The following is a 15,957-nucleotide window of genomic DNA, read 5'->3' on the forward strand; positions in this document are numbered from 1 at the left end:
GCGCCTCGGGTTGCGCGTGACGAAGAGCGGGAGCAGCGTGGCGGATTCACTTTGGGATGACGATGAAAAAGACTGCTCTCGACTTCTGGGTCGGCCTGTTCGTGGTGTTGGGTTTCGTGGCGTTGCTATTTCTCGCGCTAAAGGCCGGCAACATGAGCTCGTTGTCGTTTCAGGCAACGTACCCGGTCAAGCTCAAGTTCGACAATATCGGTGGACTGAAGGCTCGCGCACCGGTGAAGAGCGCGGGCGTGACGGTCGGCCGGGTTGCCTCGATCGGCTTTGACAGCAATGCGTATCAGGCTGTCGTCACGATCGACATCGACAAGCAATACCCGTTTCCGAAAGACACCTCGGCGAAGATCCTGACCTCGGGTCTGCTCGGCGAGCAATACATCGGGCTCGAACCCGGGGGCGATAGCGAGATGCTTAAAGCGGGTGACACGATTTCGATGACACAATCGGCGATCGTGCTGGAAAACCTGATCGGACAATTCCTGTATAGCAAGGCCGCGGACTCTGGCGCATCCAAGCCGGGCGCGGGTTCGGCCGCACCTGCGGCTGCCCCCGCCACGGCGCCCGCGCCGGCGGCGCCGACTTCGCCCGCCTCTGGCGCGGCCGGTCAATAAGGAGAATAAAAATGCAGACCCTACGCAAACGAGGCGTGCGCACCGTCCAGATAGCGACGTTCGCGCTGGCGGCTGCTACGCTCGCCGGCTGCTCGACTGTGCAGACGCCGACCAAGGGTGATCCGCTCGAGGGCTTGAACCGCACGATCTTCACCGTCAACGACAAGCTCGACCAGTACGCGCTGAAACCGGTCGCGAAGGGCTATGTCTGGGCGACGCCGCAACCGGTACGCGACAGCGTCACTAACTTTTTCTCGAACATCGGCGACGTCTACATCGCGGCGAACAACCTGCTGCAGTTGAAGATCACCGACGGCGTCGAAGACATCATGCGGATCGTGATCAACACGACGTTCGGTGTCGGCGGTCTGTTCGACGTGGCGACGCTCGCCAAGCTGCCCAAGCACGACAACGACCTCGGCCTGACGCTCGGCCACTATGGCGTGCCGGCGGGTCCGTACCTCGTGCTGCCGCTGTTCGGGCCGAGCACGGTGCGCGACGCGGTCGGCTCGATCGGCAACTACTATGTGAACCCGCTCAGCTACATTCATCCGGATGGTCTGAGCTGGGCGCTGTACGGCCTGAACGTGGTCAACACCCGCGCGAATCTGTTGAGCGCGAGCGACGTGCTGGAAGGCGCCGCGCTGGATAAGTATTCGTTCGTGCGCAACGCGTATCTGCAGCGTCGCCAGTATCTGCTGTCGGACGGCAAGCAGTCGCAGGGGCTGCCCAACTATGGCGACGAAGCGCCGCTGCCGAAGTACGACGACGTCGACGGCGGCGCGGCTGCGGCGCCGACAGGCGCGGCAGGCACGCAGGGCGCCGCCGCGAAAGCATCGGCCGCGTCCGGTACGGCCGCCGCAACGCCGCCGCAAGCTGCTTCGGCAACTGGCGCCACCACGGGTGCGACCGGCACGGCGGCTGCCCCCGAAGCCGCCTCCGGCAGCGCCGAAACGCCGCCGCTCGACCTGAACGGCGGTCCAGAAACGACGCAGATCCCGGCCGGCCAGTTGGTCCCGCCGACGCGTTTCAACTTCCCGTCATTTAAATTGCGTTGATCGTGCAGCCGTAACACCTCGATACGACTCTCGCAGTTTGCGCATGGATTGCTGCTGAACTCGCGTGCTAATGTCGGTTCAAACGGTTGCACTATTTTTAAGGCAAGGCTCGATATGAAAAAATTCTTCCTGATTCCGTTGTTTGCTGCGCTGTTCTCGTTCGTTAGTGCCGGTGCATCGGCACAAACGGTCGACTCCAATTCTCCGGACGGCCTGATCAAGACCGTCACGCAGCAGGTGATCGATGCGGTGCGCAGCGACAAGTCGATCCAGCAAGGCGATATTTCGCACATCACCCAGCTCGTCAACGAAAAGATCCTGCCGTACACCGATTTCCGCCGCACCACGCAGCTGGCGATGGGCCGCAACTGGCGCACCGCGACGCCGGAGCAGCAAAACGCCGTGGTCGAGCAGTTCAAGATGCTGCTGATCCGCACGTATTCGGGCGCGTTGGCGCAAGTGCGCGACCAGCAGATCCAGTACAAGCCGTTCCGCATGAACCCGGACGACACCGACACGGTGGTGCGCTCGGTGGTGATGAACAACGGCTCGCCGATCGAACTCGACTACCGTCTGTACAAGACGCCGAACGGCTGGCGCGTGTATGACATCAACGTGCTCGGCGCGTGGCTGATCCAGGCGTATCAGCAACAGTTCAACGAGCAGATCCAGCAGAAGGGCGTGGACGGACTGATCCAGTTCCTCACGCAGCGTAACCAGCAACTCGCCGCGGGCAAGCAGTCGTGAGCGAAGTGCTGAGTACCGTCGCAAGCCGCTTCGACAGCGGCGCGACGCTGACCCACGAGAGCGCGAAAGCCGCGTTCGAGGCGGGTTTGCAGCGCATCGCTGCGGGCGCGAACGGCGTGGATTGTGCGCCGCTCGCGCAATTCGACTCGTCCGCGCTTGCTGTCCTGCTCGCGTGGGAGCGTGCCGCCCAGGCACGCGGCATCGCGTTCGAGATCGTCAACCTGCCGGCTGGTCTCGCCAGCCTCGCACAAGCCTACGGCGTCGACACCCTTATCTGTCGACCGGAGTTAGCGCTTTAGCGCTTATGTCGATCCGGAGTTAATGCTTCAGCACCTACTCCGGTCCCACGCAGCGCACTCCGGCCCCATGCTGCTTGCAGCGCGCGCGACATTGACGCTCCAATAGCGTCACTTCCAATCGCCCCGGCCGAGCCGGGGCTGCCGATTTTTGCCCTATAATCAAACGTTTTTTGGGGCATATGACCGGCCCCAATTTCGTCCCTTCCAGCACTTTTGCGCCCCTTCAGGGCTCCTTTAGGCGCCGCGACGCACGCGGCCCACAGTCATGTCAGCCATAGAAATTCGTAACGTCAAGAAGCGCTACAAGGACTTGCAGGCGCTCAAGGGCGTCAGCCTCACGGTGGAAGAAGGCGAGTTCTTCGGACTGCTCGGTCCGAACGGCGCGGGCAAGACGACGCTCATCAGCATCCTCGCTGGTCTCGCGCGTGCCGATGAAGGCAGCATCGCGGTACGCGGCCATGACGTAGTCAGCGATTTCCGCGCCGCGCGCCGCGCGCTCGGTGTGGTGCCGCAGGAGCTCGTGTTCGATCCGTTTTTCACCGTGCGCGAAACCTTGCGCATCCAGTCCGGCTACTACGGGCTGCGCAATAACGACGCGTGGATCGACGAGATCATGGCCAATCTCGACCTCACCGACAAAGCCGACGCCAACATGCGCGCGCTGTCGGGCGGCATGAAGCGCCGTGTGCTCGTGGCCCAGGCGCTGGTGCACCGGCCGCCGGTGATCGTGCTGGATGAGCCGACCGCGGGCGTCGACGTCGAGCTGCGTCAAACCTTGTGGAAATTCATCTCGCGCCTGAATCGCGAAGGGCACACGATCGTGCTGACCACGCACTATCTGGAAGAAGCCGAATCGCTGTGCGACCGCATCGCGATGTTGCGGCGCGGCGAGGTCGTCGCGCTTGAGCGCACCAGCACGTTGCTGCAGCGCTTTGCCGGCATGCAGCTGTTCCTGCGCTTTGCACAAGGCGTGTTGCCGGCGGAGTTGCGTCCGCTCGAAGTGGAAAGCGGCGTGGGCAACGGCAACGGCCGTCAGCATCTGCTGCGTCTGGCGAGCTATGACGACGTCGAGCGGATTCTCGCGCAGTGCCGCGCAGCGGGTTGTACATTCGAAGAAATCGAGGTCCGCAAGGCTGACCTCGAAGATGTGTTCGTTCAGGTGATGAACGGTCCGGAAGTCATCGAGGGGCTTGCATGAGTGGCTTTCGCACGCTGTTTTACAAGGAAATCCTGCGGTTCTGGAAGGTGGCGTTCCAGACCGTGCTGGCGCCGGTTATTACCGCGCTGCTGTATCTGACGATTTTCGGCCACGCGTTGCGCGGTCACGTTCAGGTCTATCCGGGTGTCGAGTACACGAGCTTCCTGATCCCCGGCCTCGTGATGATGAGCGTGTTGCAGAACGCATTTGCGAATAGCTCGTCCTCATTGATCCAGTCGAAGATCACCGGCAACCTGGTGTTCGTGCTGCTGCCGCCGCTGTCGCACTACGAGATGTTCGGCGCGTATGTGCTCGCCGCCGTGGCACGTGGTCTGGCGGTCGGCTTCGGCGTGTTCATCGTGACGATCTGGTTCGTGCCGGTCAGCTTCAGCGCGCCGCTTTACATTATCGCGTTCGCGATTTTCGGCGCGGCGATTCTTGGCACGCTCGGTTTGATCGCCGGCATCTGGGCCGAAAAGTTCGATCAGCTTGCCGCATTTCAAAACTTTCTGATTATGCCGCTCACGTTCCTCTCGGGCGTGTTCTACTCGACGCATACGTTGCCACCTGTGTGGCGCGAAGTGTCTCGGCTCAATCCCTTTTTCTACATGATCGACGGCTTTCGCTACGGTTTCTTCGGGATGTCGGATATCAATCCGCTCGTGAGCCTTGCGATCGTTGCCGGTTTCTTTGTGGTGCTGGCCGTGGTGGCGATGCGCATGCTCGCCTCCGGCTACAAACTGCGCCACTGATCAGGAGCTTCTCTTATGTTGCCGACTCCCGAACAGGTCAAGCAATACATCGCGGCTGGGCTCGCTTGCCAGCATCTCGAAGTCGAGGGCGACGGTCAGCATTTCTTTGCGACCATCGTTTCGCCGAGCTTCGAAGGCAAGCGTTTGATCCAGCGCCATCAACTCGTGTATGCGGCGCTCGGCGACCGCATGCGCGAAGAAATCCACGCGCTCAGCATGAAGACGCTGACGCCCGCCGAATGGCAGAACGCGTAATCTGGAAATTTAGTGCGAATTACTCAAGAAGGGCGCGACGCCGGTAGCGGCGCGTCGAACACAGTCAAAGCAGACCCGGTTGAAGTCCGGGTCAATCAGGAACTGACAGGCATGGATAAACTCGTCATTGAAGGTGGCTACCCGCTGTCGGGTGAAGTCGTCGTCTCAGGTGCCAAGAACGCGGCGTTGCCGATCCTGTGCGCGGGTCTGCTCAGCGCGGAACCGGTGCATCTGGATAACGTGCCCGACTTGCAGGACGTGCGCACGATGCTCAAGCTGCTCGGCCAGATGGGCGTGCGCATCGAGAGCGGTGAGGGGCGAGTGTCCCTGGATGCGTCGAAGGTCGATAACCTCGTCGCGCCGTACGAAATGGTGAAGACCATGCGTGCGTCGATCCTCGTGCTCGGGCCGCTGCTTGCGCGGTTCGGTCACGCCAGGGTGTCGCTGCCGGGTGGCTGTGCCATCGGCGCGCGTCCGGTGGATCAGCACATCAAGGGGCTGCAGGCAATGGGCGCCGAGATCACGATCGAGCACGGCTTCATCGAAGCGCGGGCGAAGCGTCTGAAGGGCGCGCGCATCGTGACTGACATGATTACCGTCACCGGCACGGAAAACCTGCTGATGGCAGCGGTGTTGGCCGAAGGCGAGACGGTCATCGAAAACGCCGCGCGTGAGCCGGAAGTCGGCGACCTCGCGCATCTGCTGGTCTCGATGGGCGCCAAAATCGAAGGCATCGGCACCGACCGTCTGGTGATTCAGGGCGTCGACAAGCTGCATGGCGCGAAGCACACGGTGATTCCGGATCGCATTGAAGCCGGCACGTTCCTGTGCGCGGTCGCTGCGGCCGGCGGCGATGTCACGCTGCGTCGCGTGCGTCCGCTGATCCTTGAAGCCGTCACCGAAAAGCTGCGTGAAGCCGGCGTCTCGATCGAAGAGGGCGACGACTGGATGCGCGTGCGTATGGACAAGCGTCCGAGCGCGGTCAGCTTCCGCACGTCCGAATACCCCGCGTTCCCGACCGACATGCAAGCACAGTTCATGGCGCTCAACACGATCGCAGACGGCACCTCGCAAGCCGTCGAGACGATCTTCGAGAACCGCTTCATGCACGTGCAGGAATTGAACCGCCTCGGCGCGAACATCACGATCGACGGCAACACCGCGCTCGTGACCGGCGTCGAAAAGCTGTCCGGCGCAAAGGTGATGGCGACCGACCTGCGTGCTTCGGCGAGCCTCGTGATCGCGGCGCTGCGTGCCGAAGGCGAAACGCTGATCGACCGTATCTATCACCTGGATCGTGGTTACGACCGGATGGAGACCAAGCTCAACGCCATCGGTGCCAAGGTGCGCCGCATCGCCGGGAGCCAGGCATGAGTTCGATGCCGCAAACGTCGTCTTCGCCGGCCGTGAGCGCACCGCTTACGCTGGCTTTGTCGAAAGGGCGTATCTTCGAAGAGACGCTGCCGCTGCTCGCCGCAGCCGGTATCGAAGTTGCCGAAGATCCGGAAACCTCGCGCAAGCTGATTCTGCCCACGACGGACGCGAACCTGCGCGTGATCATCGTGCGCGCCACGGACGTGCCGACCTACGTCGAATACGGCGCAGCCGACTTCGGCGTGGCCGGCAAAGATGTGTTGCTCGAGCACGGCGGTAGCGGGCTGTATCAGCCGGTCGACCTGGATATCGCGCGTTGCCGGATGTCGGTCGCGGTGGCGGCCGGTTTCGACTACGCGAACGCGGTGCGCCAAGGCGCACGCTTGCGTGTGGCGACCAAGTACGTTGAAACCGCACGCGAGCATTTTGCCGCCAAGGGCGTGCACGTCGACCTGATCAAGCTGTACGGATCGATGGAACTGGCGCCGCTGGTCGGCCTTGCCGACGCGATCGTCGACTTGGTGAGTTCAGGCAATACCTTGCGCGCCAACAATCTTGTCGAGGTGGAAGAGATCATGCAGATTTCGTCGCGCCTAGTTGTGAACCAGGCGGCGCTGAAGCTCAAGCGCGCCGCGCTGCGGCCGATCCTCGATGCGTTCGAACGCGCGTCGAAGGCCGGCACTGCGGCGGCCTGAATAGTTTGACCACGCTCGTTTGACCACGCTTAAGCGCGCCTTACCGAAACGGATACCCGTATGTCTATCAAGATTCGCAAACTCGATTCCAGCGCGCCCGACTTTCAAAAGTCGCTGCACGCGGTGCTCGCGTTCGAGGCGAGCGAAGACGAAGCAATCGAGCGCTCGGTTGCGCAGATTCTGAACGACGTGAAGGCACGCGGCGACGCTGCGGTGCTCGAGTACACGAACCGCTTCGACCGTGTCGAGGCGAAGAGTGTCGAGGCGCTCGAGTTGCCGATGTCCGAACTGGAAGCGGCGCTCGAAAGCCTCGAGCCGAAGCGCCGTGCGGCGCTCGAAGCGGCGGCGGCGCGCGTGCGCGGTTACCACGAGAAGCAGAAGATCGAATGCGGCAGCCATAGCTGGCAGTACACGGAAGCCGACGGCACCGTGCTCGGCCAGAAGGTGACGCCGCTGGATCGCGCGGGTATCTATGTGCCGGGCGGCAAGGCCGCGTATCCGTCGTCGGTGCTGATGAACGCGATTCCGGCGCGCGTGGCCGGCGTGCGCGAAATCGTCATGGTCGTCCCGACGCCGGACGGCGTGAAAAATCCGCTGGTGCTGGCGGCAGCCTTGCTGGGCGGCGTGGATCGCGTGTTTACGATCGGCGGTGCGCAGGCGGTGGGCGCATTGGCGTACGGCACGGAAACGGTGCCTGCGGTCGACAAGATTTGCGGCCCGGGCAACGCCTATGTCGCGTCGGCCAAGCGCCGTGTGTTCGGCACGGTCGGGATCGACATGATCGCCGGGCCGTCGGAAATTCTCGTGCTGTGCGACGGCACGACGGACCCGCGCTGGATCGCGATGGACCTGTTCTCGCAGGCCGAGCACGACGAGCTCGCGCAATCCATCCTGCTGTGCCCGGACGATGCATTCATCGCCCGCGTGCACGACGCGATCAACGAACTGCTGCGGACCATGCCGCGCCAGGACGTGATCCGCGCGTCGCTCGAAGGCCGCGGTGCGCTGATCAAGGTGCGCGATATGGCCGAAGCCTGCGCGATCGCCAACGACATCGCACCGGAACACCTCGAAATCTCCGCGCTGGAGCCGCATCAATGGGGCAAGCTGATCCGCCATGCCGGTGCGATCTTCCTCGGCCGCTACACCAGCGAAAGCCTCGGCGACTACTGCGCGGGGCCGAACCACGTGCTGCCAACGTCTCGTACCGCACGGTTCTCGTCACCGTTGGGCGTCTACGATTTCTTCAAGCGTTCGAGTGTGATCGAGGTCAGTGCGGACGGCGCGCAGACGCTCGGCGAGATCGCCGCCGAACTCGCTTACGGCGAAGGCCTGCAGGCCCACGCCCGCAGCGCCGAATACCGGATGCGGCATAACGGCTGAAGCTGAGGCACCAGCGCCTGAATGCGGCGAACCCGATGAGGGAGCAGGCGGGCATCGAACCGAGGCCCGCGAAGTTCACCGACGGATTTCGCGTGGTTTCCCGTTAAATAACGACAATACAGACCAACCTGGCGCGGCCATCGTGGCGCCGATGCCAGGCCAGCATCTCCCTTGCGGACCGCTCCGCTGACTTATGACGACACCTCAAGACATCATCCGCCGCGACGTGCTCGCGATGACGAGCTATCCGGTTCCTGACGCCACGGGCTATATCAAGCTCGATGCGATGGAAAATCCGTTTCCGCTGCCACCGGTGCTCGCCGCGCATCTGGGCGAGCATCTGGCCGGTGTTGCGCTGAACCGCTACCCGGCGCCGCGCCCGGAAGCGCTGATCGAAAAGATCAAGCGCGTGATGGGTGTGCCCGCGGGTTGCGACGTGCTGCTCGGCAACGGTTCGGATGAAATCATCAGCATGGTGTCGGTGGCGTGCGCGAAGCCGGGCGCCAAGGTGCTCGCGCCGGTGCCGGGTTTCGTGATGTATCAGATGTCAGCGAAGCTGGCGAATCTGGAATTCATCGGCGTGCCGCTGAAGCCCGATTTCACGCTCGACACCGAAGCGATGCTGGCGGCGATCGCCGAGCACGAACCGGCGGTCGTCTATCTGGCCTATCCGAACAACCCGACCGGCACGCTGTACGACGACGCGGACATGGAGCGCATCATCGCCGCGGCGAACAAAAGCCTGGTGGTGATCGACGAGGCGTACCAGCCGTTTGCGCAGCAAAGCTGGCTGCCGCGCGCCGATGCGTTCGACAACGTCGTCGTGATGCGCACCGTGTCCAAGCTTGGTCTGGCCGGCATCCGCCTGGGTTATCTGGTCGGCAAGCCCGCCTGGCTGACCGAATTCGACAAGGTGCGCCCGCCCTACAACACCAATGTGCTGACGCAAGCCGCCGCCGATTTCCTGCTCGACCACGTCGATGTGCTCGACACCCAGGCGGCGCAATTGCGCGAAGAACGCACGAAACTCGCGCAAGCCGTGGGCCAATTGCCGGGCGCCGAAGTGTTCCCGAGCGCCGGCAACTTTCTGCTGGTGCGGGTGCCTGACGCATCGGTTATGTTCGAAACGCTGCTGGCCGCACGGGTTCTGATCAAAAACGTGAGTAAAATGCATCCATTGCTGGTCAATTGCGTGCGTTTGACCGTCGGTTCGCCCGAAGAAAACGCCCAATTGATCGCCGGACTGAAACTCGTGCTGCATTGAACGGCGTGCCAAATGGCCGCGTGAGCGCTTTTCCCAACTGCGAAAAGCGCGCGCGGCCCGCCGTTTTCCCATCCCACACTACTATCGCTTTCTAGCTAGATTCGAGGAATTACCATGCGCCTTGCGGAAGTCGTTCGCAATACCAGCGAAACGCAGATCCGTGTGAAGATCAATCTGGACGGCACCGGTCAGCAGAAGCTGGCCACCGGTGTGCCGTTTCTTGATCACATGCTCGACCAGATCGCACGGCACGGATTGTTCGATCTCGACATCGAAGCGCATGGCGACTTGCATATCGACGACCACCATACGGTCGAAGACGTCGGCATCACGCTCGGCCAGGCCGTCGCGAAGGCAATTGGCGACCGCAAGGGCATCCGCCGCTACGGTCATTCCTACGTGCCGCTTGACGAAGCGCTGTCGCGCGTCGTGATCGACTTTTCCGGCCGTCCGGGCCTCGAATTCCATGTGCCGTTCACGCGCGCGCGCATCGGCACGTTCGACGTCGATCTCTCCATTGAATTTTTCCGCGGCTTCGTGAACCATGCCGGCGTCACGCTGCATATCGACAACCTGCGTGGCCTGAACGCCCATCATCAGATGGAAACGGTGTTCAAGGCGTTCGGGCGTGCATTGCGCATGGCCGTCGAACTGGACGAACGCGCGGCGGGACAGATTCCGTCGACCAAGGGCAGCCTTTAAGCGCTCATTTACCAGCTCATTAAACAAGACTACGACCAGGACCGGCTGCGCTTCCACGCGGCCGGTGTGCGATGGACATTCTGAAGTCGTTTATTTCGCTGCTGGCGCTGATCAATCCGGTCGGCGCCATCCCGTTCTTCATGAGCCTGACGGCGCTGCAGAGCGACGCCGAGCGGCGCAGAACCATCCGCATCGCGGCGATTTCGGTGTTCTGTGTGATTGCGGTGACTACGCTGCTCGGACAGCAGATCATCAGCTTCTTCGGCATTTCGGTCGGGTCGCTCGAAGTGGGCGGCGGGATCATCATGCTGCTGATGGCGATCAACATGCTGAACGCGCAGATCGGCAACAGCCGTTCGACGCCGGAAGAGCGCCATGAAGCCGAGCAGAAGGACAACATCGCGGTCGTGCCGCTGGCGATCCCGCTGTTGACCGGCCCGGGCGCGATCAGCACCACGATCATCTATGCGGCCGGCTCGGTGCATTGGTACGACCGGCTGAGCCTGATTGCGATCGGCGCCGTGCTGGCGGCGATCTGTTTTTTTTCGCTGCGGCTCGCCGAACCGATTGCCCGTTGGGTAGGTCGCACAGGTATCAACATCGGTACGCGGCTCATGGGTTTGATGTTATCGGCGCTGGCGGTGGAATTCATCGTCGATGGATTGAAGGCATTGCTGCCTAACTTGAAATGAAAACTTCGATAGCGATTGTGGATTACGGAATGGGCAACCTGCGCTCGGTCGCCCAGGCATTGCGCCGCGCCGCGCCGGACGCGGACGTGGCGATCGTCGATCGGCCCGAAGCGATCCGCTCGGCTGATCGCGTGGTGCTGCCCGGTCAGGGCGCCATGCCCGACTGCATGCGCAGTCTGGCCGAATCCGGCCTGCAGGAAGCGGTCGTGGAAGCCTCGCGCTCCAAGCCGCTGATGGGTGTGTGCGTCGGCGAACAGATGTTGTTCGACTGGAGCGCCGAGGGCGATACGCCCGGCCTGGGTCTGTTGCCGGGAAAAGTGCTGCGCTTCGACCTGGAAGGCCAGGTGCAGGACGACGGCTCGCGCTTCAAGGTCCCGCAAATGGGCTGGAACCGCGTGCGCCAGGCCAAGCCGCATCCGCTGTGGGACGGCGTCGCGGACAACGCGTTCTTCTACTTCGTGCACAGCTATTACGTCGTACCGGACAACGCTGCCCACACGTCGGGCGAAACGGTGTACGGTGTGCCCTTTACCTCGGCGGTGGCGCGGGATAACATCTTCGCGACCCAATTCCACCCGGAAAAGAGCGCTGAAGCGGGGCTGCGCGTGTATCGCAACTTCGTGCACTGGAACCCGTGAGCGCCTTTCTTCATCCCGTTGCCGTGCGTCGTTCCGCCACAAGCGGGGCGTCGGCTGTACGCTACAACCGCAGCAAGACGATTTCGCTTCAATACGGCGCTCCGCAAGGGCGTCGAAAGAGTTGTACTAAACTAGCGAAACGGCGCTGTGGCGGGCTGGTTTGTCAGCCGCTGCCGCCGACCTTCAACCACCTCCCAGACAACACCCGATTGCTATGCTGCTGATTCCCGCCATCGACCTGAAAGATGGTCACTGTGTACGCCTCAAACAGGGCGATATGGACCAGGCGACGATATTTTCCGAGGAACCGGCGGCGATGGCCCGACATTGGGTCGACCGCGGCGCCCGTCGTCTGCACCTTGTCGACCTGAATGGCGCGTTCGCCGGCAAGCCGAGAAACGAAGACGCGATCCGCGCGATCATCGAGGAAGTAGGTGGCGAGATTCCCGTCCAGCTGGGCGGCGGCATCCGTGACCTGAACACGATCGAGCGCTATCTGGACGACGGTTTGTCGTACGTCATCATCGGCACGGCCGCGGTGAAGAATCCGGGCTTCCTGCAGGACGCGTGCACGGCTTTCGGTGGCCATATCATCGTCGGTCTGGATGCGAAAGACGGCAAGGTCGCCACCGACGGCTGGAGCAAGCTGACCGGTCATGAAGTGGTCGATCTGGGACGCAAGTTCGAGGACTACGGCTGCGAGTCGATCATCTACACCGACATCGGCCGCGACGGCATGCTGCAGGGCATCAACATCGAAGCGACGGTGCGTCTCGCACGCGCGGTGAAGATTCCGGTGATCGCGAGCGGCGGTTTGTCGAACCTTACGGACATCGAGTCGCTGTGCGAAGTCGAGGACGAAGGCATCGAAGGCGTGATCTGCGGCCGGGCGATCTACTCGGGCGATCTGGACTTCGCGGCGGCGCAAACCCTCGCGGACCGGCTGCGCGAATCGGACGACGCTTAAGGTTCGACGCCTGCAGCGTCGCATTCGCCGCGGAATCGGCGTTTAGAGCCGGGCGTAAAGCGGGCCTAAGCGGGCATCAAGCAGGCGTAAAAGCGGACGGCAAGCGGACGCGACGGCGCGTCCTGAAAGCGCGTCACGCCGCGTGCATGTGCCTTCGGCACATTTCCGGCCTGACGCGGCTTGCCGCGCCGGCACTGTGCCGCTCGTGAAGATTCAGGCGAGCGGCCTCATCAGCGGTATTGGCAGAATTGCAAGATCATGGCTCTAGCTAAACGCATCATCCCCTGTCTCGACGTCACGGCTGGACGCGTGGTCAAGGGCGTCAACTTCGTCGAACTGCGCGACGCGGGCGATCCGGTCGAAATCGCGCGCCGCTACGACGATCAGGGCGCCGACGAACTCACCTTCCTCGACATCACCGCCACCTCCGACCAGCGCGATCTGATCCTGCCGATCATCGAAGCGGTCGCCTCCCAGGTGTTCATTCCACTGACGGTCGGCGGCGGCGTGCGCGCTGTCGAAGACGTGCGGCGCCTGTTGAATGCGGGCGCGGACAAGATCAGCATGAACTCGTCGGCAGTTGCGAATCCGCAACTCGTGCGCGACGCGACGGACAAATACGGCTCGCAATGCATCGTCGTTGCAATCGACGCGAAGCGCGTGTCCGCGGACGGCGAACCGCCGCGCTGGGAAGTCTTCACGCATGGCGGCCGCAAGGCCACCGGTCTCGAAGCCGTCGAATGGGCGCGCAAGATGGCCGAACTGGGCGCGGGCGAAATCCTGTTGACGAGCATGGACCGCGACGGCACCAAGAGCGGCTTCGATCTTGCCCTCACACGGGCGGTGTCCGACGCGGTGTCGATTCCGGTGATCGCCTCGGGCGGCGTCGGCTCGCTGCAGCATCTGGCCGACGGCATCAAGAACGGCCACGCGGACGCGGTACTGGCCGCGAGCATCTTCCACTACGGCGAACACACCGTGGGCGAGGCCAAGCGCTTCATGGCCGATCAAGGCATTTCGGTGAGGTTGTGACGTGGTGAATCCCTCTGCAGTAGATTGGCTCGACAAGGTCAGGTGGGACGCGAACGGCCTCGTGCCGGTGATCGCGCAGGAAGCGTCGACCAACGACGTGCTGATGTTCGCGTGGATGAACCGCGAAGCCCTGACGAAAACGGTGGAATTGGGCCGCGCGGTGTACTTCTCGCGTTCGCGCCAGCGCCTGTGGTTCAAAGGCGAAGAGTCCGGCCACGTGCAGCACGTGCATGAAGTGCGGCTCGATTGCGACGAAGACGTCGTGCTGCTGAAGGTCGAGCAGGTGTCGGGCATCGCGTGCCACACCGGCCGTCATTCGTGCTTTTTCCAGAAATTCGAAGGCTCGGTTGAAGACGGCGGCTGGGTCGCCGTCGATCCCGTGTTGAAAGACCCCGAACACATCTACAAATGACGCAATCCACGCAATCCACGGAACCCTCTTCGTCCACCAACGACACGCTGCTGCGCCTCGCGGCCATCATCGACAGCCGCAAGGGTGGTGATCCGGACGTCTCGTACGTGTCGCGCCTGTTCCACAAGGGCGATGACGCGATTCTCAAGAAGATCGGCGAAGAAGCCACCGAAGTCGTGCTGGCCGCCAAAGACACGCGTCACGGCGGCGCACCGAAAGCGCTGGTCGGCGAAGTGGCGGACCTGTGGTTTCACTGCCTGGTGATGCTGTCGCATTTCGACCTGAGTCCGGCTGACGTGCTTGCCGAACTCGAGCGCCGTGAAGGCCTGTCGGGCATCGAGGAAAAGGCGTTGCGCAAGAGCCGCGAGCGCGAGGAGAACGGCGACTGATTGTCGCCACGTCTTGAAGTGGCGAACGTCGGCACCCACATTGCACTGAACGCATCGGATCGCATCCTCGGGAGGACGCAAGCATGGAGCAGTCGCATGGAAATTATCCGCCGCCGGTCTACCGCAACGCGATCGAGCCCGAGCGCGAACGCAGTCTGCGCACGCTCACGCATGTGCTGTACGCGCTGTATGCGGTCCATTGGCTGACGGGTGGTCTGACGATTCTGATCGCGATCATCATCAACTATGTGAAGCGGGCCGATGTGGTGGGCACGCCCTACGAGGCGCATTTCGAGTGGCAGATCCGCTCGTTCTGGATGGCCTTGCTGGGCTATGCGATCGGTGGCGTGTTGCTGTTCGTGGTGATCGGTATCCCGGTTCTGTGGGCCGTCAGCATCTGGATGTTGTACCGTATTATCAAGGGCTGGCTGTATCTGTACGATAACAAGCCGCTCGCGAATCCGCGGGGCTGGTTTTGAGTTGAGTCCGGTCGCGGCCGGGAGGGACATTAGCCGTGCCGCGCCACGCTCCGCGCTCTAGCCATACTGTGTCAGGAATACGATGAGTCACGACCCAAACTGCCTTTTCTGCAAGATCGCCGCCGGCGAGATTCCGTCGACCAAAGTCCATGAAGACGAAGAGTTTGTTGCCTTCCGCGACATCCGTCCGGCAGCTGAAACGCATGTACTGGTGATTCCCCGCAAGCACGTCGCCACGCTGTCGAATTGCACCGAAAGCGAGGCGCCGCTGCTTGGTAGAATGCTTGTTCTGGTGGCGCGTCTGGCCGACCAGCTCGGCGTGGCGTACACCGGTGGCGAAAGCGGTTTTCGTACGGTAATCAATACGGGTCCGGGCGGCGGGCAAGAGGTGTATCACCTGCACGCACACATCCTCGCAGGGCCGCGTCCGTGGCAGCGAATGGGCTGACGAACGGGCTGACAGAATGGGCTGACAGCGCGGGCTGATCGCGCGGGCTTACAAATAACCGCGGACTGCGAGGCGCGCGGCGAGTTTTGGTGGTCGACAATAGCTGGGTCGTGGTTTTTGCTGCACTGTAACGACGCCGACGCGATCGTCAGGTCAGAATGGCACACCGTGTCGCGGGTTGAATCGGAACTGCTCGCGGCAACGTATAGATGGAGCGTACGCGCTTCGATTCACGCCGCAAGGCGCACGAGTTTTGCCGCATCAAGGTGCGGTGTCGGGGTTAAGGAGAGTAGTCATGGGTTCGTTGAGCATTTGGCATTGGCTGATCGTGTTGCTGATCGTGGCGCTCGTGTTCGGCACGAAGAAACTGCGCAATATCGGCACCGATCTGGGTGGCGCGGTGAAGGGCTTCAAGGAAGGCATGAAGGAAGCCGAAACACCCGCAGGTGAAGCGCAGCAGCGCGAACTGCCGCGCAATGGCACGGTAGATGTGGATGCGAAGGAAAAGACGCCGCGTTCCGGCGATTACCGCTAAGCCGCGGCCCAA

21 protein-coding genes are annotated in these 15,957 nt (G+C 62.5%); all 21 read left to right on the plus strand.

Annotation, left to right across the window (positions count from 1 at the left end):
- Positions 1–62 precede the first annotated feature (62 nt).
- Complete coding sequence (mlaD, locus tag HHL24_RS22400) at positions 63–626, plus strand: outer membrane lipid asymmetry maintenance protein MlaD (RefSeq protein ID WP_169487567.1); 564 nt, start codon at positions 63–65, stop codon at positions 624–626.
- A gap of 11 nt (positions 627–637) precedes the next feature.
- Positions 638–1,684, plus strand: a complete 1,047-nt coding sequence (locus HHL24_RS22405) for an MlaA family lipoprotein (protein ID WP_169487568.1) — start codon at positions 638–640, stop codon at positions 1,682–1,684.
- A 114-nt stretch (positions 1,685–1,798) separates the two neighbouring features.
- A complete protein-coding gene (locus HHL24_RS22410) occupies positions 1,799–2,431 on the plus strand; it encodes an MlaC/ttg2D family ABC transporter substrate-binding protein (protein ID WP_169487569.1) in 633 nt (210 codons plus the stop codon).
- Positions 2,428–2,730, plus strand: coding sequence for an STAS domain-containing protein (locus HHL24_RS22415; RefSeq protein ID WP_169487570.1), 303 nt, complete (start codon positions 2,428–2,430; stop codon positions 2,728–2,730). Before HHL24_RS22410 ends, HHL24_RS22415 begins: the two co-directional genes overlap by 4 nt.
- A 265-nt stretch (positions 2,731–2,995) precedes the next feature.
- On the plus strand, positions 2,996–3,928 hold the full coding sequence (locus tag HHL24_RS22420) for an ABC transporter ATP-binding protein (RefSeq protein ID WP_169487571.1): 933 nt from the start codon (positions 2,996–2,998) through the stop codon (positions 3,926–3,928).
- Positions 3,925–4,680 carry an ABC transporter permease gene (locus HHL24_RS22425; RefSeq protein WP_169487572.1) on the plus strand — a complete coding sequence of 252 codons (756 nt, stop codon included), beginning with the start codon at positions 3,925–3,927 and terminating at the stop codon, positions 4,678–4,680. Before HHL24_RS22420 ends, HHL24_RS22425 begins: the two co-directional genes overlap by 4 nt.
- 15 nt (positions 4,681–4,695) lie before the next feature.
- Positions 4,696–4,935 (plus strand): BolA family protein, encoded by a 240-nt coding sequence (locus tag HHL24_RS22430; protein WP_006052280.1) that lies wholly within the window; start codon positions 4,696–4,698, stop codon positions 4,933–4,935.
- A 111-nt stretch (positions 4,936–5,046) separates the two neighbouring features.
- Positions 5,047–6,309, plus strand: a complete 1,263-nt coding sequence (gene murA, locus HHL24_RS22435) for a UDP-N-acetylglucosamine 1-carboxyvinyltransferase (RefSeq protein WP_169487638.1) — start codon at positions 5,047–5,049, stop codon at positions 6,307–6,309.
- Entirely contained in the window at positions 6,306–7,004 is a 699-nt protein-coding gene (gene hisG, locus HHL24_RS22440; protein ID WP_115781172.1) for an ATP phosphoribosyltransferase, read from the plus strand. The genes murA and hisG overlap by 4 nt, the downstream gene beginning before the upstream one ends.
- Positions 7,005–7,064: 60 nt before the next feature.
- The gene (gene hisD / locus HHL24_RS22445; RefSeq protein ID WP_169487573.1) at positions 7,065–8,387 is read left to right on the plus strand and encodes a histidinol dehydrogenase; all 1,323 of its coding nucleotides are present in this window, start codon (positions 7,065–7,067) and stop codon (positions 8,385–8,387) included.
- A gap of 193 nt (positions 8,388–8,580) precedes the next feature.
- Positions 8,581–9,651 (plus strand): histidinol-phosphate transaminase, encoded by a 1,071-nt coding sequence (gene hisC / locus HHL24_RS22450; RefSeq protein WP_169487574.1) that lies wholly within the window; start codon positions 8,581–8,583, stop codon positions 9,649–9,651.
- Between the two features lie 114 nt (positions 9,652–9,765).
- Entirely contained in the window at positions 9,766–10,353 is a 588-nt protein-coding gene (gene hisB / locus HHL24_RS22455; protein WP_169487575.1) for an imidazoleglycerol-phosphate dehydratase HisB, read from the plus strand.
- Positions 10,354–10,424: 71 nt separating this feature from the next.
- Positions 10,425–11,045, plus strand: coding sequence for a MarC family protein (locus HHL24_RS22460; RefSeq protein ID WP_169487576.1), 621 nt, complete (start codon positions 10,425–10,427; stop codon positions 11,043–11,045).
- On the plus strand, positions 11,042–11,683 hold the full coding sequence (gene hisH, locus HHL24_RS22465; RefSeq protein ID WP_169487577.1) for an imidazole glycerol phosphate synthase subunit HisH: 642 nt from the start codon (positions 11,042–11,044) through the stop codon (positions 11,681–11,683). The genes HHL24_RS22460 and hisH overlap by 4 nt, the downstream gene beginning before the upstream one ends.
- Before the next feature lie 214 nt (positions 11,684–11,897).
- Complete coding sequence (gene hisA / locus HHL24_RS22470) at positions 11,898–12,650, plus strand: 1-(5-phosphoribosyl)-5-[(5-phosphoribosylamino)methylideneamino]imidazole-4-carboxamide isomerase (protein ID WP_169487578.1); 753 nt, start codon at positions 11,898–11,900, stop codon at positions 12,648–12,650.
- A gap of 258 nt (positions 12,651–12,908) precedes the next feature.
- Positions 12,909–13,682, plus strand: a complete 774-nt coding sequence (gene hisF, locus HHL24_RS22475) for an imidazole glycerol phosphate synthase subunit HisF (RefSeq protein ID WP_169487579.1) — start codon at positions 12,909–12,911, stop codon at positions 13,680–13,682.
- Position 13,683: 1 nt separating this feature from the next.
- Positions 13,684–14,094 (plus strand): phosphoribosyl-AMP cyclohydrolase, encoded by a 411-nt coding sequence (gene hisI, locus HHL24_RS22480; protein ID WP_329606721.1) that lies wholly within the window; start codon positions 13,684–13,686, stop codon positions 14,092–14,094.
- The gene (locus HHL24_RS22485) at positions 14,091–14,483 is read left to right on the plus strand and encodes a phosphoribosyl-ATP diphosphatase (RefSeq protein WP_169487580.1); all 393 of its coding nucleotides are present in this window, start codon (positions 14,091–14,093) and stop codon (positions 14,481–14,483) included. The genes hisI and HHL24_RS22485 overlap by 4 nt, the downstream gene beginning before the upstream one ends.
- Before the next feature lie 83 nt (positions 14,484–14,566).
- A complete protein-coding gene (locus HHL24_RS22490; RefSeq protein WP_169487581.1) occupies positions 14,567–14,962 on the plus strand; it encodes a DUF4870 family protein in 396 nt (131 codons plus the stop codon).
- 82 nt (positions 14,963–15,044) lie between these two features.
- Positions 15,045–15,410 carry a histidine triad nucleotide-binding protein gene (locus HHL24_RS22495; RefSeq protein ID WP_154560996.1) on the plus strand — a complete coding sequence of 122 codons (366 nt, stop codon included), beginning with the start codon at positions 15,045–15,047 and terminating at the stop codon, positions 15,408–15,410.
- 295 nt (positions 15,411–15,705) lie between these two features.
- On the plus strand, positions 15,706–15,945 hold the full coding sequence (gene tatA, locus HHL24_RS22500; RefSeq protein WP_028199650.1) for a Sec-independent protein translocase subunit TatA: 240 nt from the start codon (positions 15,706–15,708) through the stop codon (positions 15,943–15,945).
- The last annotated feature ends 12 nt before the right edge of the window (positions 15,946–15,957 follow it).

This window comes from Paraburkholderia polaris (assembly GCF_012927345.1).
Classification (GTDB): Bacteria; Pseudomonadota; Gammaproteobacteria; order Burkholderiales; family Burkholderiaceae; genus Paraburkholderia; species Paraburkholderia polaris.